Genomic DNA, 24,855 nt, shown 5'->3' with positions numbered 1-24,855 from the left:
ATTTATCTTGCGTCTCACTGCGTACTTATGAATACCGCGACCAGGCCGCGACATATTGCAAAGGTCGCGCGTGATTATGCGTGTTCTATCGGCTTACAATAGGTTTCTTTAACGAGAAGAGCTAATATCAGCGCGATGAAAGAACATACTGGCAATATTTTTAAACCCGCTTGGAAATCAGACAACAATAGTGTTTCTACATTATACGCCCGAACACCAGAAACCATATCCACCAAACGCCCCACTAAAGGCTGTAAGGATGCACCAACAAAAATGGAAATCATATTCGTAAAGGCAATTGAGGTACCAACTACATTACGATGATGAATTTCCGTTGATACTGCATAGGCAATGGCCACTCCAGTGTTAGTCAAACCGAAAAGGAAGAAAATAAAATAGGCGTAGTTTTGACTTAAAGACGGACTAAAGACATATATAGAGGTCAGTACCATTCCACATAAAGCAGAAATAATCATTAAGGGTTTACGACGTCCCATTTTATCAGACAGCCACCCAGAAATTGGACCGCTAATTCCCCAGCCAATGAAAATTAAACCAGTAGCAAAAGCAGCAGCATGAGCGCCTAAACCATGGCCAAACTGTAAATAAGCAGGTCCAATTGCTTCGCCAATTACGGCGGTAGGTCCAAATAAAAACCCGGCATATAGTGCGTTAATCCAAGTTTGTCGACAGGATAAAATGATCTTTAAGCTTTGCAGAATACTGATGTGGTTAACCGAATGTGAATCACTGCGATGTCCCGCCGGAGTATCTTGAACAAACTGATAAAGAAGACCAGCTAAGGCAATAAATAAGAAGGCGATAATAAGCATACTATGACGCCAGCCTACATTACTTACTAAAAAGGATACTGGTGCTTCCCCAGCAGCAGCTCCTAACATTCCTAGGGATTGGGTTAAACCGGCTAATAATCCCAGCATGGTTGGTGGAAACCAAGAAGTAGCCAATCGTAATGAACAAACAAAAGCAAAGGCAGCACTAAAGCCAATCAACATTCGACCAACTGAAGCCATAAGTAATCCATCAGCTAGGCCAAAAACACAGCAACCAAAGGCTGTGACCAGAGACATCACGGTCAATAACCCGCGTATACTTAGACGATCGACAGTAAGGCCCACGGGAATCTGCATGAGAATGTAAGGAATATAAAACGAAGCGGTTAAAATACCGAATCCAGCCTCATTGATTCCGAAATCCATTTGCAGATAACGATGCATTACGCCTGGTGCAACACGCGCCATGTAATCGGAAAAATAAAAAGCAGCTGCTAAACCCCAAACTAACCAAGCAACCCCTAAATAACTATTGCGATTATAGATATCTACTTTAGCATTATGCATTTTGTTCATAAATCTCTACTCAATAAAGCCCTAATTCGCCTTGTTTTATAAGCATAAGCAAATGATTATTGCCGGGCTAGATACTCCAAAAACAAAACTCCTATTACCTGATTCATAGTAACGTTGCTCTAAAAAATCCTTACATTCAAAAATGTAGTTACCAGATTATCGAGTTGAACAAAGCCACAAATTTCCGTAGAGCAACTACAGAGAATCGGTGTTTTTCTCTCAGAATAACTGAAATTATCCTAGGATTATACTGTTGCTGTCATTTATTTCAACACTGTTATTACGAGGTAATTTAAGTCGAAACTTAAATTACCTTAATACGTAAAATCGTTAAATATTGCTTCCCAGTAGCTAGAAAGTGCCGCAAACCTCATCCAGAATAGTTTGTTGGTGTGACTGCTGTTTTGCCTGATACAAAACATCCTGACAAATCCAGAGGCGATAATGAGGTATTTCCTATTTGAAAAAGAAAGACCGGCAGTCTCTATTGGGAAGTTGATAGAACAAAAAATTTTAGAGAGGCGGCAAATAGCGAGAAGCTTCTGTAGAAAATTGGAATATCGCCAATAATATTGATTCTGATTCCCTTGGGCAGTTTCTTAAAAAGATTTTCGAGGATCATGATATTATAGAGCGGTACGGCGCAGTTTGAGATGAAGTAGACGACAAGGAAAGCCCCAATTAACGGATGAGCAAAATCGGTTTGTAAAAATTGCAATCTACGAAAAAGTGCAAAAAATGGTAAATTAGTATACAAATGAGCATCATTACATATTAATTAATGATGACATAGACTCCGGACGGGTTGCCAGCGAACCTGGAAATAATCCTTAAACGCAAGGGTTCAGCCTGGCACCGCACCGCCAAGTTAACTGTAACCCGACGGTGCTAAAGTCTTATTAATTTTTAAAAAACTTTAATACCATAGAACGCATTCTTGCTGTTTCAGAAGGATTGAATTCCTTATAAACTTCACTACCGATGTTTAAACACACGGTAACTTGCTCACCAAGCCCTTTGAGTAAATCAACCCCGGATAATTTAAGTAAATTAATTTCTGCGGTAATTTCTGCGGCCCACGCATCGAGGTAAGTCATCTCAGTGAATACAGGAAGAAATAGCTCATTCCCCTCCTGGAAAAACAAAACCCGTGGCTCTTCACCTTCTGTATTTTTCTCTACAGGGATAATAAAGTTGGCTTTAATAAATTCGAGATAGGCTTTATTGGCTTCTTTTGAAGCTCCAGCAGAAATAAGCGCTTCTTTTATGGCGTTGTCGAGTGCATTCATCAGCGTGATTGATCCGGTAAAAGGTAAATTATAACCAAGTCTACCTCTGATGAACAGCACTCACCTGAGTAAGTATCCTACCAGGGTCTTAGGCTACTAACTCAAACAATTGATAACCAACGAAAGCAGAAGCGGCAATTGCTCCACTAATTTCAATTACCAGTGATAAGAAGCTATGCTTTTGGCAATATTGCTGATCATTTGCAGCAATTTCTGGCTCTAATATGGCCTCTTCTTGTGAATACGCACTGATGTCAAATAAAGGCTCATCACCAGATAACGCATCCCACCACCCTTCTAACCAATGCTCGGCTTCTTTAGATCCTTTTGGAAAAGGATTATCTTCTTCTGCCGCATAAGCTAACGCACACTCATATCCTAAGGCATAGCTCTCTTCATGGCTTGGATGATCAATGTTAAAACGTAATTTAATATGTGGTAGTAAGGCAGTAATGTCGTTCATGATTGTACCCTCAATTTATGTATCCTGTATGTATTTTTCAAAGCTCAACTGTGATACTCCAAGTTGTATTATAATTAAAGCTATGTGCCATTCTTTATCCGCTCATGCTGATAATTTCTGCACTTAAAGCAATTTTACGACTTTAAAATACTGCAAACAGCTAAATTAGAAACCTTTACTCATTTTTGACAATTTCTTCAAATACCATGGACTTATCAGTTTTATGATTTCTATATATATAGATGCAATTACTAGGCCAACTTTGGGATTTTGAGAAATTTATTTTTAACTTGTTGAAAAATATTAATTTTTTATTTTTTGACATAGGTATAACTCAACTACACCTTCGGTTGAAACATTTAATGTAGGCTGGTTACTAAACCCCGCATTGAAGGTGTTACAAAAATTTTTGCTGGGCTTAACAGCCCAGTCTAACTTTTTACTTTAGTTCACTATAAAAAAACTCCTGGCCGCAAGCAACCAGGCTACGATACTATGTCAAAGAATTGAGAGGAAAATGTGTTGCCGGCAAATTTTGCCGTTAGGGTGCCAAACGGTGGTGTATCCAGCGTCCTTCTTGCCGGTAATAATGAATTCGATCGTGCAAACGATTGTCTCTTCCTTGCCAAAACTCAATCTCATCAGGGATAACCATATAGCCGCCCCAATATTCTGGCCGCAATAGCGGTTCCTGACCATGTTCCTGAATTAAGTCATTTAATTCTTTTTCCAACATTTCTCTACTGGAAATTTCATGACTCTGCGGGGAGGCAATTGCGCTAAATTGGCTTTTTATCGGTCTTGATGAAAAATAGGCATTGGATTGCTCCTGACTTACTTTTTGTACGTGCCCTCGTATACGAACTTGTCTAGCCATTTGTGGCCAATAAAAATTAAGTGCAGCATAAGGTTTATTTTGCAGCTGCATTGCCTTGCTGCTTTGGTAGTTGGTGTAAAAAATATAATTGCCATCCTCCAAACCTTTTAGTAAAACAACTCTAGAGTCGGGGTGGCCATGGCTATCTACGGTAGCAAGTACCATTGCGGTAGGATCATTGGTTTCATTTTTTAAAACATCGGCGAACCATAGGTGAAACTGTTCGATCGGATCATCAGGGATATTCTGGTCTTGCAGCTTTAATTCACCATAATCACGTCTTATGTCAGCAATACTTCGAAAATTTGTCATGGTGTTTACATCCATTTTAAAAAACACTGTTGCGTGGACGAGTTAAGAAGCCTATTTATTATGTAGGTTGGGCCCATGGCCCAACAAGAAGCGTCTAGTCACACCAGAGCTCAATGTTGGGCCAGGAGTCCAACCTACAAGTCAACATTTTCTTAACTTAATGACAGAGCTATGCCTGTATCTTACCAGCCAGTTACTTCTGCAATAGCATCGCCTAAATCAGCAGGAGAACGTACTGTTCTTACGCCAGCAGCTTCTAAAGCAGCGTATTTCTCAGCAGCAGTACCTTTACCACCAGAAATAATCGCACCAGCATGGCCCATACGCTTACCAGCAGGTGCAGTAACACCCGCAATGTAGGATACAACAGGCTTGCTTATGTTGGATTTAATGTATTCAGCAGCTTCCTCTTCTGCAGAACCACCAATTTCACCAACCATAATAATTGCTTCCGTTTGCGGATCTTTTTCAAATAAAGCCAATGCATCAATAAAGTTCGTTCCTGGGATAGGATCGCCACCGATACCAATACAAGTACTTTGTCCGAAACCTTTATCAGTAGTTTGTTTTACTGCTTCATAAGTTAAAGTACCTGAACGCGAAACAATACCTACTTTACCTGGTAAATGAATTGAACCTGGCATAATTCCAATTTTACATTCGCCTGGAGTGATAATTCCTGGGCAGTTTGGTCCAATTAAACGAGCTTGGGTATTATTCTCTAAGTAAACTTTAACCTCCAGCATATCAAGAACAGGAACACCTTCAGTGATACAAACAATTAATTTAATTCCTGCATCAGCTGCTTCAATAATCGAATCTTTACAAAATGGTGCTGGAACATAAATAACTGTTGCATCTGCATTCGTTGCCTCTACCGCATCACGCATCGTATTAAATACAGGTAAGCCTAAATGTGTTTGGCCGCCTTTGCCTGGAGTTACCCCTCCAACCATACGTGTTCCATATTCAATTGCTTGCTCTGAATGGTAAGTTCCTTGCTTGCCAGTAAAACCCTGACACAATACCTTGGTTTCTTTATTAACTAATACACTCATTGTTGACCTCGAAATTTAGTTTAAGCCTGCAGATTAATGCTGCAGGCAATCGCTCATAGCAATCAATTAATTAAGCAACAGCTGCCACAATTTTCTTCGCAGCATCAGTTAAACTGGTTGCAGCAATTACGTTTAAATCACTTTTATTTAAAATGTCAGCGCCTAATTGAGCGTTATTCCCTTCCAATCGAACGACCACAGGGATCTTAACATCGACTTCTTTCACCGCAGCCAAAATACCATCAGCAATGAGGTCGCAACGAACGATACCACCGAAAATATTCACCAAAATACCTTTAACTTTATCGTCAGATAAGATAATTTTTAGTGCTTCACTCACACGCTCTTTTGTTGCACCACCGCCCACATCTAGGAAGTTTGCGGGCTCACCACCATGAAGCTTAATCACGTCCATAGTAGCCATTGCTAGGCCTGCGCCATTAACCATACAACCAATTGAACCATCAAGAGGAATGTAATTTAATTCCCAATCGCTAGCGCGATTTTCACGCTCATCTTCTTGTGATGTATCGCGCATACCTTTCAATTTGGGTTGGCGATATAATGCGTTACCATCGATATTTATTTTTCCATCCAAACACAATAATTGTCCTGATTTAGTAACAACTAATGGGTTGATTTCTAATAAGCTTAAATCGCATTCAACAAACATTTTACCTAAGCCCATCATTAACTGAGTAAATTGCTTGATTTGGTCATCTTTCAAGCCTAATTTAAATCCAGCTTCACGACCTTGAAATGGCATAACACCTACTAATGGGTCCACCACCACTTTGAAGATTTTCTCAGGAGTCTCTTCAGCTACTTTTTCAATTTCAACGCCACCTTCGGTAGACGCCATAATAACTACACGACGCGTTGCTCTATCAACAACAGCACCAAGATATAATTCACGGTCAATGTCACATGTCTCTTCAACCAATACGGCATTAACAGGTTGTCCATGTGCATCTGTTTGATAAGTTACCAGACGAGTTCCAAGTAATGCCTTAACTGCTGCAGCTAATTCATCACGGTCAGAAACTAATTTGACACCACCTGCTTTTCCGCGACCACCGGCATGCACTTGTGCTTTAACAACCCAACGTTTGGTTGATAATTGAGAAGCAACTTGCAGTGCATCTTCAACCGTGTACGCTACTTGGCCATTTGGCACCGGTAAGTTGTAGCTAGCAAATAATTGTTTGGCTTGGTATTCATGTAAATTCATTGCAATTACCTTTATAAAAAAGCAAAACCCGCAGACACGGGCTTGCTGTTAATTGTGATTATTAAACATTAAGTAAAAGACGAGCAGGATCTTCCAATAACTCTTTAACACTCACTAAGAACTGTACGGAATCTTTTCCATCAATTAAACGATGATCATAAGATAAAGCGACATACATCATTGGACGAATAACAATCTCACCTTTCTCAACCACAGGCCGGTCTTCGATTTTATGCATACCAAGAATACCTGTTTGTGGTGGGTTAATAATTGGCGTTGCCAATAATGAACCGAAAACCCCACCATTAGTAATAGTAAAAGTACCACCCTGCATTTCTTCCATAGACAATTTACCTTGTCTAGCGCGGCTGGCAGCATCGTTAATTGCCATTTCAATTTCAGCCATGCTCATTTGATCTGCATCACGAATCACAGGCACTACTAATCCGCGTTCAGTCGATACGGCAATACCAATATCATAAAAACCATGATAAACCACATCTTGACCATCAATAGATGCATTCACCGCAGGGAAACGCTTTAATGATTCAACAACTGCTTTAGTGAAGAAAGACATAAACCCTAATTTAACGCCATGCTTCTTCTCAAAACCATCTTTATATTGAGCACGCATATCCATTACGGCTTTCAAGTTAACTTCATTAAAGGTAGTTAACATAGCGGCATTATGTTGTGCTTCAAGTAAGCGTTCAGCAATTTTTGCTCTTAAACGAGTCATCGGCACACGACGCTCTTCACGCGTTCCCATTGCAGCGACTGGGGCTGATGCCGATTTGTTTGTTGCTGGAGCGGCTTTACCGCGATTAGATTCAATATAAGAAAGAACGTCGTCTTTGGTAATACGACCATCTTTACCACTGCCTGGAATCTGACCTGGTTGTAAATCGTGCTCTGCCATCATACGACGAACTACGGGGCTAGTTGATTTATCTTCATGAGCACTCACCTCAGCACTGCTTGCAGTAGCTTTTTCTTCACTTGGCTTGGAACTAGTCTCAGCAGCCGCAGGAGCTGCAGCACCTGCAGTGATTTTTGCCAGAAGTTGACCCGAAGTTACCGTATCTCCAGTTTGGAAAAGAATTTCACTGAGCACGCCATCAGCAGGAGCTGGCACCTCAAGAACTACTTTATCTGTTTCCAGATCCAATAGATTTTCATCACGAGTAACTTTATCACCTACTTTTTTATGCCAAGCAGCTACAGTTGCATCAGCAACTGACTCAGGCAGCACAGGTACTTTGACTTCGATAGACATGGTTATACCTTCTTATTTTATTAAATTCATTTAAGAGAGCACTGTCTGGAGCAAACACCAGACAGCAATAGCCTAAAATTTATTTCAACAACGCTTGTTCAACTAATGCCAATTGTTGTTGTGCATGCAAGGCGGGACTACCTACTGCTGGTGCCGCAGCAAATTCTCGTCCTGCATACTGCAATGATTGCTCAGGGCGTAAACAATCTTTCATATTATGCTGAGAAGAGAACCAGACGCCTTGGTTTTGTGGTTCTTCCTGACACCAGACTACATCCTTAGCATTTGGATACTTATTAATCTCTGCAATAAGCGCTTTTTTAGGGAATGGATACATTTGCTCAATTCGTACAATAGCAACATGATCCAAGTTTTTATCACGACGCATTTGCAATAAGTCATAATAAACCTTTCCACCACAGAGCACCACTTTCGTTACTTTTTCCGCATCTAAAGCATCAATTTCCGGAATAATTGTATGAAATTTACCTTTAAATAAGTCTTCTAGAGGTGACACAGCTAACTTATGACGTAATAAACTCTTAGGAGTCATCACAATTAGTGGCTTGCGGAAATCACGAATGGCTTGTCTTCTTAATAAATGGAAGATCTGAGCTGGTGTAGTTGGTGTACAAACCTGGATATTATGCTGTGCGCAAAGCTGCATGAAACGTTCCAAACGTGCAGATGAATGTTCAGGTCCTTGGCCTTCATAACCATGAGGTAGCAACATCACTAAACCACACAACCGACCCCATTTTTGCTCACCAGAGCTAATAAATTGGTCAATAACTACTTGTGCACCATTAGCAAAGTCACCAAACTGGGCTTCCCAAAGGACTAAGTAGTTAGGCTCCGAACATGCATAGCCGTATTCAAATGCCAATACCGCTTCTTCAGATAACACCGAATCAATAACGGAAAAACCCCGACCATGTCCATTAGAAATGTGCTCTAGAGGCGTAAATGAGTCCCCAGTTTCAATGTCATGCAATACTGCATGGCGATGTGCGAAAGTCCCTCGACCACAATCCTGGCCTGACAAGCGAACACCATAGCCTTCTTGAATTAGACTTGCATATGCCAAGGTCTCTGCATACCCCCAATTCATGGGTAATTCACCAGCCGTCATTTTGTCACGTTCACTCAATAAACGTTGCACTACTGGATGCAAAGAGAACCCTTGCGGCAAATCATTTAATTGCTTTGTAAGTTTTTGTAGATCACCTTTAGTAATGGTGGTATCTGCTTTATCCGTCCACTTACCATTGATGAAAGGACTCCAATCCATAGCATGTTTACCTTCATAATCGCCATGAACTAAATTAACCACTGGCTTACCTTGGTCTAAACCATCACGATAAGCATCAATTAGTTGTTCTGCATCTTTAGAAGTCAACAAACCTTGTTGAATTAATTTTTCTGCATAAAGCTCACGCAAGGGACGCATGGATTTAATTTTTTTATACATTGCGGGCTGCGTTACAGCAGGCTCATCAGCCTCGTTGTGGCCATGACGACGGTAGCAAACGAGATCAATAACCACATCGCGGTTAAATTTCATTCGGAACTCAAACGCAATTTGGGTTGCAAACACTACTGCTTCAGGATCATCACCATTAACATGGATGACTGGCGCCTGAACCATCTTGGCAACATCAGTACAATAAAGAGTTGAGCGAGCATCCAAAGGATTGCTAGTCGTAAAACCAATCTGGTTATTGATGACGATGTGGACCGTACCGCCAGTTGCGTAACCACGAGCCTGAGAAAAGTTAAAGGTTTCCATCACCACGCCTTGACCGGCAAACGCAGCATCCCCATGAATTACAACAGGCACTACGGAATCTTTCTTCTCTAAGTCATTACGGCGATTTAAACGCGCACGCACAGAACCTTCAACTACTGGCCCAATAATTTCCAAATGAGATGGGTTAAAAGCTAGTGCTAAATGCAATACAGAGCCTGAAGCCGTTTTAATATCAGAAGAATAACCAAGATGGTATTTTACATCTCCGGTACGTTCGTATTTAATTTTACCTTCAAATTCTTGGAAGAGTACGCTAGGTTCTTTACCTAAGACGTTAACTAGTACGTTCAAACGTCCGCGATGCGCCATACCAATAATTAATTCTTTTACATTATCCTTGCCTGCGCAATTAATGATTTCTTTCATCATGGGGATTAAAGAGTCACCGCCCTCTAATGAGAAACGCTTTTGCCCAACATAGCGAGTACCTAAGTAACGCTCTAAACCATCAGCAGCGATTAAGTCCTTCAAAATTTCCATTTTTTTTGCAGCATCAAATGTAGCGCGGCCGCGAACTGATTCCATTTTGGTTTGTAACCACGTAGTTTCTTCAGTATCAGAAATATGCATGTATTCGATACCAATGCTGCCGCAATAGGTTTCACGTAAGGCTTCATAGATTTCATTTAAGGGCATTTCTGGGCCATTAAAAGAAGTGCCAGCAAAAAACTTACGGTTTTTATCTACGTTGGTCAGATTATGGTAATTCAAATCTAAATTAGGAACAGCGGGACGCGCTATCATTTCTAATGGATCGAGATTTGCTGCTAAATGTCCTAATGCTCTAAAATCATTAATTAAACTAGCCACTTCATATTGATGGCTATCTCCAGATTGAACAACATGAGTAGCTTTCTTGTCCGCGTTCTGCAAAAAATATTCGCGAATATCACGATGAGATAGCTCTTGATTAGAACCGTTAACCTTAGGTAAGGCACTAAATACTGCTCGCCAATCGGCAGAAACCGAGTCAGGGTCAGCAAGATAATCTTCATAAAGACTATCAACGTAAGCCATACTTCCACCAGACAAGTAGGAAGAAGCCCATTCATTTTGCAGATTGGAACTGCTCATTATCGTTCTCCAAAGGGTGTAGCTAAAGGTTTATGTAACGACTCCACCCCTGCATTATGGAAGGGGTGGATAAATTGCATCATTACTGCGATTAGGTTTCCTGTCTCAACATTTGCGTGCGAATTTCTGCGATCGCTTTAGTTGGATTGAGTCCCTTCGGGCAAACATTCGTACAATTCATAATAGTACGGCAACGGAACACACTGAATGGATCCTGTAATTTCTCCAAACGATGATTCGTTGCAGTATCACGACTGTCTGCTAAAAAACGGCGTGCCTGTAATAATCCTGCAGGGCCTACAAATTTCTCTGGATTCCACCAGAAGGAAGGACATGAACTAGTGCAGCATGCACACAAAATACATTCATATAATCCATCCAGTTGCGCTCGCTCCTCCGGAGATTGCAAACGCTCTTGAGCTGGAGCTACCTGGTCATTTTGTAAATAAGGTTCAATACGCTCATATTGTTGATAAAACTGCGACATATCAACCGCTAAATCTCGAATCACTGGAAAACCAGGTAAAGGACGAATAACAATTTTATCCGTATTTAATTGAGAAACGTGGGTAATACAGGCTAAACCATTCGTTCCATTAATGTTCATACCATCAGAACCACACACCCCTTCACGGCATGATCTTCTGTAACTGATGGTAGAATCTTGCTCGTCTTTCAAACGCTCCAGCAACGTCAACAACATTGGATCGCTTTTAGCCGGTATTGTCAACTGATAATCTTGCATGTAAGGCTTAGCATCCACATCAGGATTATAGCGATAAATTGATAAAGTCAAATTTCTATTATCTGACATTCTTATATATCCTCTTTAGTAAACGCGTTCTTTCGGCTCAAAAGGCGCAATATGTTTAGGTGATGCATTAACCGGACGAAAATCGATTACTTCACCTTCCTCAAAATACAGTATGTGTTTAATCCAATTGGCATCATCACGCTGTGGATAGTCTTCACGGCTGTGTGCCCCACGGCTTTCGGTACGGACAAGTGCCGAATGTGCTGTCGCATAAGCAGTGGCCATCAAATTATCTAATTCTAAAGCGCTAACCCGATCGGTATTAAAGACCTGACTTTTATCTTCCAGCTGCGCATGCTTCAAACGCTCACGTAATGCTTCTAAACGTTTTAGACCTGACTCCATAACTTCACCAGTACGGAATACGCCAAAATCTTCTTGCATTACGCGTTGCATGTCAGCGCGAATAACCGCAATGCTCTCACCATCCTTAGATTCATTCCAACGATTATAACGAACCATAGAAGCAGCAACATCTTCGTCGCTGATATAAGCCATGTCAGGCAATTGATTGGATTGCCATAATTCTTCAACATGGATTCCAGCCGCACGACCAAACACTACTAAGTCTAATAAAGAGTTTCCACCTAAACGGTTAGCACCATGTACGGACACGCAAGCACACTCACCTACCGCATACAAGCCTTCTACGATATGCTCTTGGCCATTAGTTTTACTAATAACTTGGCCATGCACATTGGTCGGTATCCCACCCATACTGTAATGGCATGTTGGTACCACAGGAATTGGTTCAACAATTGGGTCAACCCCGGCAAATTTCATCGATAATTCGCGAATTCCTGGTAAGCGCGACATAATTAGATCTGCACCTAAATGATCCAACTTCAACTTAACGTAATCAACACCACCCGGATCAAAACCTTTACCGGCGCGCATTTCCAAAGACATAGAGCGGGCAACCACGTCACGTGATGCCAAATCTTTAACTCGAGGGGCATAACGTTCCATAAAACGCTCGCCATCTTTATTAATAAGGTATCCGCCCTCTCCGCGGCAACCTTCGGTGACTAAAGTACCGGCACCAGCGATCCCTGTAGGATGGAATTGCCACATTTCCATATCTTGTAAGGGAATGCCAGCTCTTAATGCCATGCCAAAGCCATCGCCTGTATTAATGAAAGCATTGGTAGTCGATTGATAAATACGACCTGCACCACCTGTAGCTAAAATACATACTCGTGATTGGAAAAACACCACCTCACCCGTTTCAATGCTCATTGCCGTAACACCAGAAATACGGCCTTCTGCATTTTTAACGAAATCTAAAGCATACCACTCGCTAAAAACGTGGGTTTTCGCTTTTAAATTTTGTTGATATAAAGTGTGAAGTAAGGCATGTCCTGTACGGTCTGCTGCAGCACAGGTACGAGCAGCCTGCTCACCACCAAAATTCTTGGACTGCCCACCAAATTGACGCTGGTAAATTTTACCATTGTCCATGCGCGAAAACGGCAAGCCCATATGTTCTAATTCATAAACAGCTTCTGGGCCTGTTTTACATAAATATTCAATACTGTCTTGGTCACCGATGTAGTCAGCTCCTTTCACAGTATCATACATATGCCAACGCCAATCATCCTCATGTGAGTTTCCTAAAGCACAAGTAATACCACCCTGAGCTGAAACTGTATGTGAACGCGTTGGAAATACTTTAGATAAAAGTGCCACTTTTAAACCAGAGTTTGCCATCTGTAGTGCAGCGCGCATTCCAGCACCGCCAGCACCAATAATTACTGCATCAAATGTATTCCGTGCAATAGCCATGCTTACCGCCCCCAAAGGATCAAGAAGCCCCAAATCAATTGACTAAGGAGCCATAAAAGAACCAACATCTGTACTGATAAACGTAAAACAGTACATTTCATATAATCGGTAGTTACTGTCCAGATACCAATCCAGGCATGCAACGTTAACGCAAACAACGCTAAAGCAGTTGCAATTTGCACCACTGGATTGGTAAATAGGCTATGCCATTGTTCATAACTCAATCCCGGATGCAACAATAAAAATCCAAAAAAGAAAAACACATACGCAGCAAAATATACTGCTGTAACACGTTGAACTAACCAATCTTTTAACCCATTGCCTGTTAAGCTGGTGACATTAGTTACCATATCCAGAATCCTAGTAAAATTGACAAAATAACGGCAAAAACTATTACTAAAACAGCAGTACGCCGACCAGCACACAGATGCTCACCAAATCCCAAATCCATAATCATATGACGGATACCTGCGAGCACGTGATAAATCAATGCGGCCCCGAAGGCCCATAAGATCAACTTATAGCACGGATGTGTTAATAATGCCTTCATCTGTGCAAAAGTCTCTGCTGATTGCACTGACTGACCAAAAATAAACAACATTATTGGCAATAATAGGAATAAAACCACCCCTGAAATCCTATGTAATATCGACGCGATGGCCATAGGGGGAAATTTTAAACTACCCAAATCAAGATTAACGGGTCTTTTCTTGTTCACTGTTAGTTTCTTCCTTAATTTGAAAAGTTATAAAAGGACGCACGAATGCGAAGTATAGCACTCTGTTTTTATCACGCAAGATTAAGTCATAATGTGTGGAGATATAACGGTTTAAATGGCTAAAATTTAGCCGAAATTAGGAGGGCATGTCATTCTGAGGAGGTAACGGCTATGGATCTTCTGAATATGGCATTATACTTTTGCATAACACTTATGCTTCTTTCAGGAGATCCCTTGCTGTCTTCGGATGAGCTGTCCTCTTAAAAGAGGGATAATTAACAACCATTTAAATCTTCATACCCGGAGATTTATGGGGTTGTCTAAAAGTTGACCGGGGTGCCTCTGGAGGATAGCCATATTTTTCAGCATTTTGTTTTACAATCTGCAGATAGCGCTCACCCCAAGCTCCTGGGTCGAAGTTGGTGACTACTACGTTATAATTTAGGTTAATAATTGACTCAAAAGCCTTTCTTTGTGATAACAAGTGTCCACCAAAAGCAACTTGCACTTCTACTTCAGTACTAACGCCCCCAGACTTCAATCGCTCTACCAGAATATAAATCATTTTTTCTATGGTATAGAATAACTTACACATGGACATACCTGAATTAATCATGTCTTCGCCTTTCGAGGTAGAAAGTTTCGAACCATAGTCATGAATATCATAGACAAACTCATATTCCTGAGTCCCAGGTATAAGTTCCGGCTTAATTACTATAGGCGGAGATATTGGCGGAATAGTAGGAGAAATAATATAAAGATGGAAATCAGCCCAATGCCACCAAATCTGATAAACCCGCTCTACTAAAGCTACGGGATCATTAAGATCGGCTTCCATTTCCAACTTGCGCAAATCAATACCGCGCTCTTCGGGCATATCTGCTAAAGGATCAATATTGCTTTCATCTGGTTCATTGGCCATGTATGAGTATCCAATGTAATGCTTCTGTTTATGATTATATATTAGCCCAAATTTCACGAATGAGCATCAAAGTTGGATTACATAGTGGTAAAAAAGATGTAAAAAAATAATAAAAACAGTAAGTAGGCTATAAAAAAACCTCGCCAGCACGCCATCCCAAACTACGAGAGGGAGCCCTGGAGATGGCTTAGATGAAGAACTAAGTAGAGTATCGCATTCAGGAGATATCCTACCGTGGTGGGACTTTATAGATGGCTTAGGTCTGATATTGATAATATTCAGGTGCATTAATACGGCATTTAAAACAAGTGCTCTGACAATTCGCTTTTTCCTGGCATTTACGAATTACCCCTTTTTTAACCCAAAGATCCAACATAGGTTGTAAAGCAGGTAAATCTAAACGAAACTCTCGAGTTAACTGTTGTGTGTTAACCACGCCCTGGCGACAAATATAATCACGTATTTGCAATAACATTCTGCCCTCCCCTTATGCGTTTACTGAAATGCCATAGAATAGGGAGCAAGACAAACGTCAAGACGGATGCTAAAAGCCAATAATGACCATATGGTGAATGTTCTATAAATTTGGCTCCCTGATAAAATCCAACCGCCGCCAAATAAGCAACAATAAAGGACCAAGTAACCGATATCCACATAAATTTTTTATTTGCTTCCTGACGAATAACCGCCATGGTGGAAACACAGGGAATGTATAGAAGAACAAATAAGAGATAAGCATAGGCCCCAATTTGCCCATCGAAACGCTGGACCATAATGCCATAGACTGACTGCGATACAGAATTATCTGCAGCACTCGCTAATACGGGATTTGCAAAAGCGCTACCTAATTGCGATAAATTTTGAGGCACAGACCATAAAGCAGCTTCAATACCGCCCCAAAAATCAAAATGTGCTGCAGCAATTTCACCTAGGTGCCCTGCTTGTGCATAAAGAGAATTTAGCGTACCAACCACAACCTCCTTGGCTAACATTCCTGTTAATAAGCCCACGGTCGCAGGCCAATTGTCTGGATGAATCCCCATCGGGGTAAATAAAGGAGTAAGCCATTGCCCCATTATCGATAATAAGGATTCGCTATTTGCCTCAGCAGCATTAATACCACCGCCCAAAGTAATTGCATTTAAAGCTCCCAATATCACACAAATGGGAATAATTAATTTCCCTGCACGGAGAACAAAAAACCGCAGCCGCATGGCAGTTTCTTTGCACAAACGGCGCATCGACGGCTTGTGGTATGCGGGTAATTCTAAAATCAATGGCGAAGAATGCCCTTTAAGCATGGATTTACGTAAAATAAATCCGGTGAGAATCGCCATTAGAATCCCAACTAGATACAATGAAAATACGATATTTTGACCACCAGAAGGGAAAAAAGCAGCTACAAATACGGCATAAATGGCCAATCGGGCACTGCATGACATAAAGGGGCTCATCATAACTGTCAATAGTCGATCGCGTTCGGAATCTAAAGTACGTGCCGCCATAATCGCTGGGACATTACAACCAAAACCCACAATCATGGGTACAAATGACTTGCCCGGCAATCCCAAGACACGCATAACTTTATCAACAACAAAAGCGGCTCGAGCCATGTATCCTGAGGTTTCTAATAAGGATAAAAAGAAAAACATCGCCGCAATCACGGGAATAAAAGTTAACGTCGTATTAATTCCTTTTCCAATTCCATTTGCCAAAATAGCAATGAGCCAATTCGGAGCATGAGCTTGTTGCATTAACCAAGCAACTCCTTGCACAAAAATGGTATCTGTACTGATATCAAAAAAATCTTGGAATGCCCCACCTATGTTGATCGCAAATAAAAACATTAAATACATCATGCCAAAGAAGATTGGCAATGCCCAAAAACGATGCAATACAATACGATCTAACTTGGCAGTAAAATTTTCGCTCGCATCACTACGTTTTTTTTGCACAGCAGTAACTAACTCATGGATTTTCTGATAACGAGCATCTGCCAATAAGACATCAAGCTCTAAATCATTATCATTCAATGCAGATAAAGCCTGAGTTATTCGCTCATTAACCAAAATCACATCGCCCTCAGCAATTCTGCGTGAAAAATAGTACGCGAGTGCTTGGCTATAACCTTCAGCGATTAAAGCATTTTCTATCTCCATTAAGCCTTGGTGTACTGGGGATGCTAAAGGAAGAGTCCACGGCAAAATGACTTGCGGTAACTTGAGCAAAGCCTGTTCTAAGGCCGCCAGCCCTACCTTTTTATGTGCCTGAATAGCAATTACTGGACAACCTAACTGTTGTGTTAATGCGGTCACATCAATGGAGATGCCTCGTTGCTCGGCAATGTCGATCATATTTAAAGCAACAATAACAGGTTTACCCAGCTCTAAAATCTGGCTAGTTAAATATAAATGGCGCTCTAAATGACAGGCGTCCACTACGTTAATAATGCAATCTGCCTGCATGGTAGCAACTGATTGCGCGGCGATTTGTTCATCCTGACTCACGCCACCGGAGTTAGCCACTAAGGAATAAACTCCTGGTAAATCAGTGATGTTAATTAATTGTTTCCCTAAAGAAAAAGACCCTGTTTTCTTTTCGACAGTGACCCCAGGCCAATTTCCGATACGCTGATTATCACCAGTTAATGCATTGAATAAGGTGGTTTTGCCACAATTCGGATTGCCTACCAATAAAACATGGGTCATATACGCTCCAAAATCAATTGGCTTGCCTCTTCCTTACGCAAGGTCAATGCAGTGCCTCGTACATCAATTTGGATGGGACAACCCAAAGGCGCCATTCGGACGACACGAAACTCTGCTCCACATGTAACCCCTAAAGATAGGAGCCTGCGTCTATATTGCACATCAGTAGTACCATAGCTCACTAATCGAACACGGTCACCCTGAGCTAATTCAGTTATTCTGGTCATGGAATAATCAAAAGACATTAATATATTAGATCTATTCTAACACAAACGATATCGAGAATCATTCTCATTTAAGAAAAATAATTCGCCGAACGATTACTCCATTCTGAGTTTACGATATCAATTTATAAACTCCATAAACCAGCACCAAAATAAATCCAATTTTTAGATAAAATGCGAGGCGTGTGTTCAGGTATAAATTATGCAGATACGCGAAAGGATGCTTATAGATTAAGGTGCGTAATATTTTTTTACAAACCGGAGTGGGGACTCCATGCATTGCTTGCTCGTGAATGCGGACACTTGGTCCATGATTGGCCTCAATAATCGCTCCATTGGAATGGTCAAGTGGCACATTTATATCCGCGCACTGCACATCAAAACCAACTAACTCCAGCCCTAATACTTTGGCTGCTCGGACAAAAAGTCGCTTGTTTTCTTTGCAAATCTTTTTTCCTAAAGAAATATAGGTTCCGCCACGAGTGGCATTCGAGGTATAAGCTACGGTAACCCACTCCCCCCTTGGTGGAATGTAATTCAGATCAATATCTAACTCTTTTAGGCGAATATTAAACTCTGTATCGATGCAAATCGGTCCAAGAGTATCATTAACTTTTTGGCGTTGCTTATTAGTTATTTCTACAAGTTCTTGCAAATTGTGTTTACCATCACCAATCACATGAGCTGGATGCCTTAATACAACGCCAATCACATTATTTTTTAATACCAATACGCGATACGATTGTAAATTACCAAGATATTCTTGAATCAATAAAGATTCATACTTCACAAACTGTTCGCGCAAATGCTCATCCAGCTGTGCCAGACTTTGTATATTACATAACACATCCTCTCCAAGCCCCCCCGTAACTGGTTTTACAACCAATGGAAATGACAACTCGGAAATTATCTCTTCAAGTTCTCCATTTTCAAATTGCTCCTGGTAAATGACTGTAGTGTTTGGTACTGGTAAACCAGCTTGTTCGAGAAGAGAGTTAGTGGCATATTTATTTTTGGAAACAAATGCATTGGTATAACTATTTAACGGGGTAACGGCACGAAAAAAAAAATAGTGTTTTGAGCCTAAAGAAAGTTCTAATGTACCTAATTCAGAATTATACGTTACAGGAAAATGCATCTCCAATGCATGTTTCTGATAACATTCAGTGTTTTTATTCATGGAAGACAACTGGTTTTCCTTATGAAAAATATATGAAAATAATTATCATCTAAACATCGCTCATTTGACAATAATATTTTTTTAACTCACCATTTAAATCATAAACATCAATAGGTTCTTGCATGCACGACGATTTAAAGCCCTATCGTTATCCTAACAGTTATCTTGTCAAAACGTTAAATAATAAAGGGCCCTCATCAACATATATTGATGAGTATGGGAAACAATTTATTCACTATGCAGCCTCACAAAAAGAGCCTGTTTTAGAGCTAGGAACCGCTTATGGTTTTGTCGCAATTGAAGCATTAAAAGCTGGAGCAACACTAATTGCGAATGATTTGGATCAACGTCATCTCGATATTTTATACAATAATACTCCTGAAGAATGCCGTTCGCGTTTAACTTTATTGCCAGGCGAATTTCCCAAAGACATTAATTTAGCCAATGAAAGTATTGCTGGCTGTTACATTTCACATATGCTCGGCTATCTAGCTGTAGCGGATTTACCAGTAGGATTTATGAAACTTTATCGTTGGCTCAAACCTGGTGCTTCATTATTTATTTTATCTTCCTCACCTTATCGTACTATTTATAAAGATCTGATTCCTATCTATGAACAACGAATTAGGGAAGATCAACAATGGCCGGGTTATTTTACAGGAATAAAAGAACTTGTTAGCGGCAAACTCGCCCGCTATGCTGCGGCAGATACCTTACACTTTCTAGATGACAAAGTATTAAGCCGTGAATTAATGGGTGTAGGTTTTGTAATTAAAGAGGCTAAATTATATCCCCGAAAAGATTTATCAGAAAAAGTTGCTTTTGATGGCCGCGAAGGGGTCATTGTTATTGCTCAAAAACCATAGAGGTAGTTTATCGTAATCGTTCATCAAAGGTGATTTTATGGGAAAAGTTAAGGTTTCTTCGAGCTTTATTAATCAAGAAAAGCTCCCCTTAATCATACAACCGCAAGACCAGCAACTATTAAGCGCTGAGCATCTAGTGCAATTTCTTAATGAGGAAAATGCATTATTTCAGGAGCAATTATTAGAGTATGGCGCCGTCTTATTTCGTAATTTTCAAGTCAACTCTCCCGATGCATTTTTGAAGGTAATTAATGCATGTGCTTTGGGTACTGTTTATAATTATGATTTTTGCACGGTTCCTCGCACAAAAATTCAAACAGGAGTCTATACCTCCATCAATTACACTCAAAAAAAAATTCCCATGCATAATGAAAAAGCTTATGACTATGACACACCAAGCCATATCTATTTTAATTGCGCACAACCTTCTGAGACAGGTGGATGCACGCCCTTAATTGATGGTAATAAATTGTGGTTTTCTCTTCCAGAACCCTTAAAGAGCAAATTAGAACTTCATGGGGTGATGTATCGTCGCTATTTTTATGGTGATGGTATAAAACTGAAATTAATCAGAAAAATCGGCGGAGGGATTAATTGCAGAACATGGATGGAACAGTTTGATACCCAAGAAAAAAGCGTCGTTGATGAGATATTCGCCAATAGCATTTACCAACATCAATGGACTATAGGAAATGGCTTAATCACTAAAAAAATAATGCCTCCTTATCGTCGGCATCCGATATCAGATAAAATAGTTTGGTTTAATCAATGTCATAATCTTAATCGTTATTTTAACACGAACACTGGCTTTATTCGTTTGAAAGTTAAAAATCCTATTGCCCGTTATATTATGGAGCGGCCTAGCTTATCCCCGTTGACGGCTCGTTTTGGCAATGATGAGAATTTTTCAAAACATGAAATCGAGTTAATTAATCAATTAATGCTTGAGCAGCAAGTAATGACTCCATGGCAAAAAGGTGATGTAATGATTGTTGATAATTACTCTTGCTTGCATGGAAAAACAGCCCATACTGGTGAGCGCTTAATTTTAGTTGGTATGAGCCAAAGACCGACAGATGTATCCGATATAGTCGACCCTAATTTAGAGTAAAAAAATGATTAACAAAAAGGAATTCGCGATTGGCGAGTTGTACTATATAAATGAGCTTGAAGTTTCTATCCTCATTAGAGAAATATATGGGTTGGATGCTTATTTACGAGATTATCTAACCTTAGAACCCAATTCAGTGATCTTTGACATCGGCGCTAACATAGGTATTTTTTCTTTATATGCATTATATCAGTGTGAGGAACAAGCAAAAATCTACAGCTTCGAACCGATCCCCGCTACATTTGAGTGCTTGCGTAATAATTTAGCGTCTTTTGGGGAGAAAGTGCAGGTCTATAATATGGGAATTGGTAATGTTGCTGAAGAATGTACGGTTGAATTTACCCTTTTTGGCGCAGCAACAGCCACGGCAACCTATCGACCTGAAGATAAAATTATTTCAAATTTTCGCCCCCAATTGAATTATGATACCTTGTTGAAACTATCGAGTCGACGGGATCGTAAATTATATTACCTATTAAAGTATCTGCCTTTTCTGCGGAATTATCTTATTAAAAAGAATTACAAGAAGCGCACGACATCGCACAAAGTTCAATGCAGACTTGAATCTCTAGGGCGTTTTATTGAAAAAAATAATATTGATCATATCGATTTTTTAAAAGTAGATGTTGAAGGAGCTGAATTTGAAGTCATTAAAAGTATTTTCCCTCATCAGTTTTCTACGATAAAACAGTTGGCAATAGAGGTTCATGATATTGAGCATCGGGTTGAACATCTTGCAGCTTTTCTCGAAGAAAAAGGATATGAGCTCAAAATATATCGAAGCCCGGTTATGGAAAGGCTAGGATTTAACCATCATATGATTTATGCAAGACAGCAAGAGAAATTGTAGGTTGAGCCATGGCCCAGCCTACATGAGTACTCGCTTACTCAAACTCATTGCGCACTCTATCCCATCTCCTGTACTTCCCGCTTAGGATGACGACTTAAATAATCAACCGATTGCATTTCCATTAGCCGACTGCGAGTCCGTTTAAACATATCCAACAATTCGCCCTTTAGATACAACTGCTCAAGGGGAACTGCGGCGGTAATAATAATATTCACCCCGCGGTCATACATTACATCAATAAAATGAATAAACATGATTGCTTGTAAGGTATGATTTTCAGTTAACTCTGGCACATCGCTGATAAAAATAGAATCAAACTTATCCGCCAGTTCTAAATAATCTAATTGGCTGCGCGGCAAGTTGCACAATACATTAAAGTCAAACCAGATGGATTTATCACCCCGCTCCAAATAAAGAATATCTCGATTTTGGATCAAAATCGTCCCAGGTCCTTGGGGGGAGGCAACCAAGCTTAGAAATTGCTGTTCCATCTTCTGTTGAGTTTGCTGAGTCAACGGAAACAAATAAGCATCGACTAATGGCTCGCGCCCGACGCGATAATCTCTTAATTCATTGAGATTTAAAACCTGGCAATTTTTATTAATTGCAGTAATCGCAGGCAAAAATCGCTTACGGTGCACCCCGTTTTTATACAGATCGTCGGGCATGGTATTCGATGAAATAACTAAGATGACCCCATGTGAGATTAAAGCCTGTAAGAGTTCTGCTAAAATCATGGCGTAGGCTACATCGTGCACCAAAAACTCATCAAAACATAACACACGAACTGATTTAGAGAGATTTTTCGCAATGTGCCGCAAAGGATCTTTTTGACCTTGTAAACGTCGTAACTGAGCATCAACTTGTTGCATAAAATGATGAAAATGAAACCGCGCTTTTTTGCTTTCCCCAATATGGTCATAAAAGAGATCGACCAGATAAGTTTTACCCGCACCTACAGGCCCATAAATATATAAGCCCTGGATATGAGGTTTACGTATCCAGGAAAACCAGGATGTGTTTGCCTTTTCTAAATCCTGCGCCAGACGTTCCATATGTGCCAAAATCTCTCGTTGCAGGGGATCATCATTAATCTCACCACGCTCAATCGCATCGTCATAATAGGCCGTCAAGGTCATATGAGCTTTACCTGTGTACTAAGATATTCAGCCAGTTTATTTTTAAGCTCAATTAACTTGCCATGGAAAAAATGCGTTGTCTCGGCAAAACGAATCACGGGTATTTCTGGTTGGGCTTGAGCAGCAAAATCAAAGACCATATCAGGCGGCACCACTTCATCCTCGTCACCCTGAATAATTAGCCAAGGATAAGGCCCAGGGCTAAATTCCTTATAATCATAGTGATGTACAGCAGGGGCAACACTAATCAAAAGCTTATGCGCGCATTGCGCTGCGACACGATAAGTCACATAAGAACCAAAAGAAAAGCCGGCAAAAATAAATCGTGCCTCAGGTTGCTCCTTTTTCCAAGCCAGTACTAAAGAAAGCATATCCTCACTTTCACCAATCCCCGCATCATACACCCCCTCAGATAGGCCAACACCGCGAAAATTAAAACGCAACGAGGGAATACCTAAGTCTTTGAATGTACGCGCCAAAGTAGTTACTACTTTATTGGTCATCGTTCCCCCCTGCAAGGAGTGAGGGTGTCCTAAAAAAGCAATGTAATTAGAAACACGTTGCTCTGGAACCGTCAAAACAGCTTCCAATTGACCAACCACACCGCGTAAAGTTAAAGGATGCTCCCCCGGCACAGCTAATTTTTCAGTGATTTGCATACAAAACCTGTTATTATAACGAGCATAAATGATAACTCAGAATCAAAGATGATGAAAATGCATAACGAACAAAAAGAATCGACTATCCCAAGAGAAAACAAAGCAACACTCTGGTCTAAGCGTTTTATTCTATTAGTCGTAGTGCCTGCATCAGTTCTTGTGTCAGTAATGGTTTTATATCTATTCGGTGGTCGTTATGTTTCAACAGATAATGCTTACATCAAGGCCGACCTGATCCCGCTTAGCCCTCAAGTTTCAGGAGCCATCCAAGAAGTATTTGTTCAAGAAAACCAAGCGGTGAAAAAAGGCCAGCTGCTTTACCGTATTGATCAACGACCTTATAAAGTCGCCTTAGCCAAAGCAGAATCTAAATTGGCCCAAGTAAGTATTGATATCAAAGCACTCAAAGCCAATTATCTCGAAAAGAAAGCAGAAATTGCTTTAGCGCGTACCAAATATAATTTCTCGTTACGCAACAAGCAGCGTCAGCTGGGCCTGGCAGAAAAACATTTTGCGTCTCAATCCAGCCTTGATGAAGCCAGTGAAGGAGCTGAAGTTGCAGCACAACAAATTATCACAACAAAACATAGCCTGCAAAGCCTCGCAGAATCACTTGCTGGCAGCGTAAATGCACCAGTAGAACAGCATCCGACATATCTGGTGGCCAAAGCCGAATTGGAACAAGCGCAACTTGATTTAGACCATACCGAAATTAAAGCCCCTGTTTCAGGAACCATCAATATCCCGCCCAAAAAAGGCCAATATGTAACTCAAGGAACAATAGCCATGTCGTTGGTGGCACATGAGCATCCGTGGATTGAAGCCAATTTTACTGAAAAGGAATTGACATACGTACGTCCAGGACAAAAGGTAACTGCTTCGGTAGATATTTACCCAGGGCAGAAATGGACCGGTATAGTCCAAAGCATCAGCCCTGCAACTGGCTCTGAGTTTTCCATTATTCCAGCGCAAAATGCTACAGGAAACTGGGTTAAGATCGCCCAGCGAGTTGCGGTGCGAATTCAATTAGATCAAAAAGCAAACAGTCCTCAACTACGCTCTGGTTTAAGCTCCTGGGTGGAAATTGATACAGAACATAAACGTTATGCGCTTAAATAA

The 24,855-nt window shown here is 40.6% G+C and carries 23 protein-coding genes; 4 read left to right on the top strand and 19 right to left on the bottom strand.

The window, feature by feature from the left end:
• Nucleotides 1–74: 74 nt before the first annotated feature.
• The 17 genes from E1P08_RS08645 to E1P08_RS08565 all read right to left on the bottom strand — a co-directional run bounded on the left by E1P08_RS08645 (nt 75) and on the right by E1P08_RS08565 (nt 19,111).
• Entirely contained in the window at nt 75–1,370 is a 1,296-nt protein-coding gene (locus E1P08_RS08645; RefSeq protein WP_165485132.1) for an MFS transporter, read from the bottom strand.
• Between the two features lie 899 nt (nt 1,371–2,269).
• Complete coding sequence (locus tag E1P08_RS08640; protein WP_133136631.1) at nt 2,270–2,659, bottom strand: SseB family protein; 390 nt, start codon at nt 2,657–2,659, stop codon at nt 2,270–2,272.
• Between the two features lie 88 nt (nt 2,660–2,747).
• Nucleotides 2,748–3,122 carry a transmission trait enhancer LetE gene (locus E1P08_RS08635; protein WP_133136630.1) on the bottom strand — a complete coding sequence of 125 codons (375 nt, stop codon included), beginning with the start codon at nt 3,120–3,122 and terminating at the stop codon, nt 2,748–2,750.
• A 541-nt stretch (nt 3,123–3,663) separates the two neighbouring features.
• Nucleotides 3,664–4,311, bottom strand: a complete 648-nt coding sequence (gene pdxH, locus E1P08_RS08630; RefSeq protein ID WP_133136629.1) for a pyridoxamine 5'-phosphate oxidase — start codon at nt 4,309–4,311, stop codon at nt 3,664–3,666.
• 182 nt (nt 4,312–4,493) lie between these two features.
• Nucleotides 4,494–5,369, bottom strand: coding sequence for a succinate--CoA ligase subunit alpha (gene sucD, locus E1P08_RS08625; protein ID WP_133136628.1), 876 nt, complete (start codon nt 5,367–5,369; stop codon nt 4,494–4,496).
• 70 nt (nt 5,370–5,439) lie between these two features.
• The gene (gene sucC / locus E1P08_RS08620) at nt 5,440–6,600 is read right to left on the bottom strand and encodes an ADP-forming succinate--CoA ligase subunit beta (RefSeq protein WP_133136627.1); all 1,161 of its coding nucleotides are present in this window, start codon (nt 6,598–6,600) and stop codon (nt 5,440–5,442) included.
• Nucleotides 6,601–6,661: 61 nt separating this feature from the next.
• Nucleotides 6,662–7,876, bottom strand: a complete 1,215-nt coding sequence (gene odhB / locus E1P08_RS08615) for a 2-oxoglutarate dehydrogenase complex dihydrolipoyllysine-residue succinyltransferase (protein WP_133136626.1) — start codon at nt 7,874–7,876, stop codon at nt 6,662–6,664.
• Nucleotides 7,877–7,955: 79 nt separating this feature from the next.
• Nucleotides 7,956–10,760, bottom strand: a complete 2,805-nt coding sequence (locus E1P08_RS08610) for a 2-oxoglutarate dehydrogenase E1 component (RefSeq protein WP_133136625.1) — start codon at nt 10,758–10,760, stop codon at nt 7,956–7,958.
• A gap of 91 nt (nt 10,761–10,851) precedes the next feature.
• Nucleotides 10,852–11,574 (bottom strand): succinate dehydrogenase iron-sulfur subunit, encoded by a 723-nt coding sequence (locus E1P08_RS08605; protein ID WP_133136624.1) that lies wholly within the window; start codon nt 11,572–11,574, stop codon nt 10,852–10,854.
• A gap of 15 nt (nt 11,575–11,589) precedes the next feature.
• The gene (gene sdhA, locus E1P08_RS08600; RefSeq protein ID WP_133136623.1) at nt 11,590–13,359 is read right to left on the bottom strand and encodes a succinate dehydrogenase flavoprotein subunit; all 1,770 of its coding nucleotides are present in this window, start codon (nt 13,357–13,359) and stop codon (nt 11,590–11,592) included.
• 2 nt (nt 13,360–13,361) lie between these two features.
• Complete coding sequence (gene sdhD / locus E1P08_RS08595; RefSeq protein WP_133136622.1) at nt 13,362–13,709, bottom strand: succinate dehydrogenase, hydrophobic membrane anchor protein; 348 nt, start codon at nt 13,707–13,709, stop codon at nt 13,362–13,364.
• Nucleotides 13,703–14,077, bottom strand: coding sequence for a succinate dehydrogenase, cytochrome b556 subunit (gene sdhC / locus E1P08_RS08590; RefSeq protein WP_133136621.1), 375 nt, complete (start codon nt 14,075–14,077; stop codon nt 13,703–13,705). The genes sdhD and sdhC overlap by 7 nt, the downstream gene beginning before the upstream one ends.
• Before the next feature lie 286 nt (nt 14,078–14,363).
• Nucleotides 14,364–14,954, bottom strand: a complete 591-nt coding sequence (locus tag E1P08_RS08585; protein ID WP_165485141.1) for a virulence factor — start codon at nt 14,952–14,954, stop codon at nt 14,364–14,366.
• 301 nt (nt 14,955–15,255) lie between these two features.
• The gene (locus E1P08_RS08580) at nt 15,256–15,474 is read right to left on the bottom strand and encodes a FeoC-like transcriptional regulator (protein ID WP_133136619.1); all 219 of its coding nucleotides are present in this window, start codon (nt 15,472–15,474) and stop codon (nt 15,256–15,258) included.
• Nucleotides 15,455–17,707, bottom strand: coding sequence for a Fe(2+) transporter permease subunit FeoB (gene feoB / locus E1P08_RS08575; RefSeq protein WP_133136618.1), 2,253 nt, complete (start codon nt 17,705–17,707; stop codon nt 15,455–15,457). Before feoB ends, E1P08_RS08580 begins: the two co-directional genes overlap by 20 nt.
• A complete protein-coding gene (locus E1P08_RS08570) occupies nt 17,704–17,934 on the bottom strand; it encodes a FeoA family protein (protein ID WP_133136617.1) in 231 nt (76 codons plus the stop codon). Before E1P08_RS08570 ends, feoB begins: the two co-directional genes overlap by 4 nt.
• A 109-nt stretch (nt 17,935–18,043) precedes the next feature.
• Entirely contained in the window at nt 18,044–19,111 is a 1,068-nt protein-coding gene (locus E1P08_RS08565; protein WP_242602413.1) for a sugar-transfer associated ATP-grasp domain-containing protein, read from the bottom strand.
• A 122-nt stretch (nt 19,112–19,233) separates the two neighbouring features.
• On the opposite strand from E1P08_RS08565, the gene E1P08_RS08560 reads away from it, so the two are divergent.
• Genes E1P08_RS08560 through E1P08_RS08550 form a run of 3 tightly spaced genes read left to right on the top strand, consistent with a single transcriptional unit; the run spans nt 19,234 to nt 21,938 of the window.
• Entirely contained in the window at nt 19,234–19,977 is a 744-nt protein-coding gene (locus E1P08_RS08560) for a class I SAM-dependent methyltransferase (protein ID WP_133136616.1), read from the top strand.
• Nucleotides 19,978–20,014: 37 nt separating this feature from the next.
• On the top strand, nt 20,015–21,088 hold the full coding sequence (locus tag E1P08_RS08555; protein ID WP_133136615.1) for a TauD/TfdA family dioxygenase: 1,074 nt from the start codon (nt 20,015–20,017) through the stop codon (nt 21,086–21,088).
• Between the two features lie 4 nt (nt 21,089–21,092).
• Complete coding sequence (locus E1P08_RS08550) at nt 21,093–21,938, top strand: FkbM family methyltransferase (RefSeq protein WP_133136614.1); 846 nt, start codon at nt 21,093–21,095, stop codon at nt 21,936–21,938.
• A 56-nt stretch (nt 21,939–21,994) separates the two neighbouring features.
• Here E1P08_RS08550 and zapE read toward each other — a convergent pair whose 3' ends face one another.
• A complete protein-coding gene (zapE, locus tag E1P08_RS08545) occupies nt 21,995–23,077 on the bottom strand; it encodes a cell division protein ZapE (RefSeq protein ID WP_133136613.1) in 1,083 nt (360 codons plus the stop codon).
• Nucleotides 23,074–23,736, bottom strand: coding sequence for an alpha/beta hydrolase (locus tag E1P08_RS08540; RefSeq protein WP_133136612.1), 663 nt, complete (start codon nt 23,734–23,736; stop codon nt 23,074–23,076). The genes zapE and E1P08_RS08540 overlap by 4 nt, the downstream gene beginning before the upstream one ends.
• 57 nt (nt 23,737–23,793) lie before the next feature.
• Here E1P08_RS08540 and E1P08_RS08535 point away from each other — a divergent pair, with 57 nt between their 5' ends.
• Complete coding sequence (locus E1P08_RS08535) at nt 23,794–24,855, top strand: HlyD family secretion protein (RefSeq protein ID WP_242602412.1); 1,062 nt, start codon at nt 23,794–23,796, stop codon at nt 24,853–24,855.

The organism is Legionella rowbothamii (genome assembly GCF_900639985.1).
GTDB classification, from domain to species: Bacteria; Pseudomonadota; Gammaproteobacteria; order Legionellales; family Legionellaceae; genus Legionella; species Legionella rowbothamii.
Note: the sequence above shows the minus strand (reverse complement) of the source record. Positions and strands in the feature narration are given on the sequence as shown.

Coding starts and splice junctions, on each gene's coding strand:
- E1P08_RS08645 (WP_165485132.1), bottom strand. CDS start 1,370: ATGAACAAAATGCATAATGCTAAAGTAGATATCTATAATCGCAATAGT.
- E1P08_RS08640 (WP_133136631.1), bottom strand. CDS start 2,659: ATGAATGCACTCGACAACGCCATAAAAGAAGCGCTTATTTCTGCTGGA.
- E1P08_RS08635 (WP_133136630.1), bottom strand. CDS start 3,122: ATGAACGACATTACTGCCTTACTACCACATATTAAATTACGTTTTAAC.
- pdxH (WP_133136629.1), bottom strand. CDS start 4,311: ATGACAAATTTTCGAAGTATTGCTGACATAAGACGTGATTATGGTGAA.
- sucD (WP_133136628.1), bottom strand. CDS start 5,369: ATGAGTGTATTAGTTAATAAAGAAACCAAGGTATTGTGTCAGGGTTTT.
- sucC (WP_133136627.1), bottom strand. CDS start 6,600: ATGAATTTACATGAATACCAAGCCAAACAATTATTTGCTAGCTACAAC.
- odhB (WP_133136626.1), bottom strand. CDS start 7,876: ATGTCTATCGAAGTCAAAGTACCTGTGCTGCCTGAGTCAGTTGCTGAT.
- E1P08_RS08610 (WP_133136625.1), bottom strand. CDS start 10,760: ATGAGCAGTTCCAATCTGCAAAATGAATGGGCTTCTTCCTACTTGTCT.
- E1P08_RS08605 (WP_133136624.1), bottom strand. CDS start 11,574: ATGTCAGATAATAGAAATTTGACTTTATCAATTTATCGCTATAATCCT.
- sdhA (WP_133136623.1), bottom strand. CDS start 13,359: ATGGCTATTGCACGGAATACATTTGATGCAGTAATTATTGGTGCTGGC.
- sdhD (WP_133136622.1), bottom strand. CDS start 13,709: ATGGTAACTAATGTCACCAGCTTAACAGGCAATGGGTTAAAAGATTGG.
- E1P08_RS08585 (WP_165485141.1), bottom strand. CDS start 14,954: ATGCCCGAAGAGCGCGGTATTGATTTGCGCAAGTTGGAAATGGAAGCC.
- E1P08_RS08580 (WP_133136619.1), bottom strand. CDS start 15,474: ATGTTATTGCAAATACGTGATTATATTTGTCGCCAGGGCGTGGTTAAC.
- feoB (WP_133136618.1), bottom strand. CDS start 17,707: ATGACCCATGTTTTATTGGTAGGCAATCCGAATTGTGGCAAAACCACC.
- E1P08_RS08570 (WP_133136617.1), bottom strand. CDS start 17,934: ATGACCAGAATAACTGAATTAGCTCAGGGTGACCGTGTTCGATTAGTG.
- E1P08_RS08565 (WP_242602413.1), bottom strand. CDS start 19,111: ATGAATAAAAACACTGAATGTTATCAGAAACATGCATTGGAGATGCAT.
- E1P08_RS08560 (WP_133136616.1), top strand. CDS start 19,234: ATGCACGACGATTTAAAGCCCTATCGTTATCCTAACAGTTATCTTGTC.
- E1P08_RS08555 (WP_133136615.1), top strand. CDS start 20,015: ATGGGAAAAGTTAAGGTTTCTTCGAGCTTTATTAATCAAGAAAAGCTC.
- E1P08_RS08550 (WP_133136614.1), top strand. CDS start 21,093: ATGATTAACAAAAAGGAATTCGCGATTGGCGAGTTGTACTATATAAAT.
- zapE (WP_133136613.1), bottom strand. CDS start 23,077: ATGACCTTGACGGCCTATTATGACGATGCGATTGAGCGTGGTGAGATT.
- E1P08_RS08540 (WP_133136612.1), bottom strand. CDS start 23,736: ATGCAAATCACTGAAAAATTAGCTGTGCCGGGGGAGCATCCTTTAACT.
- E1P08_RS08535 (WP_242602412.1), top strand. CDS start 23,794: ATGCATAACGAACAAAAAGAATCGACTATCCCAAGAGAAAACAAAGCA.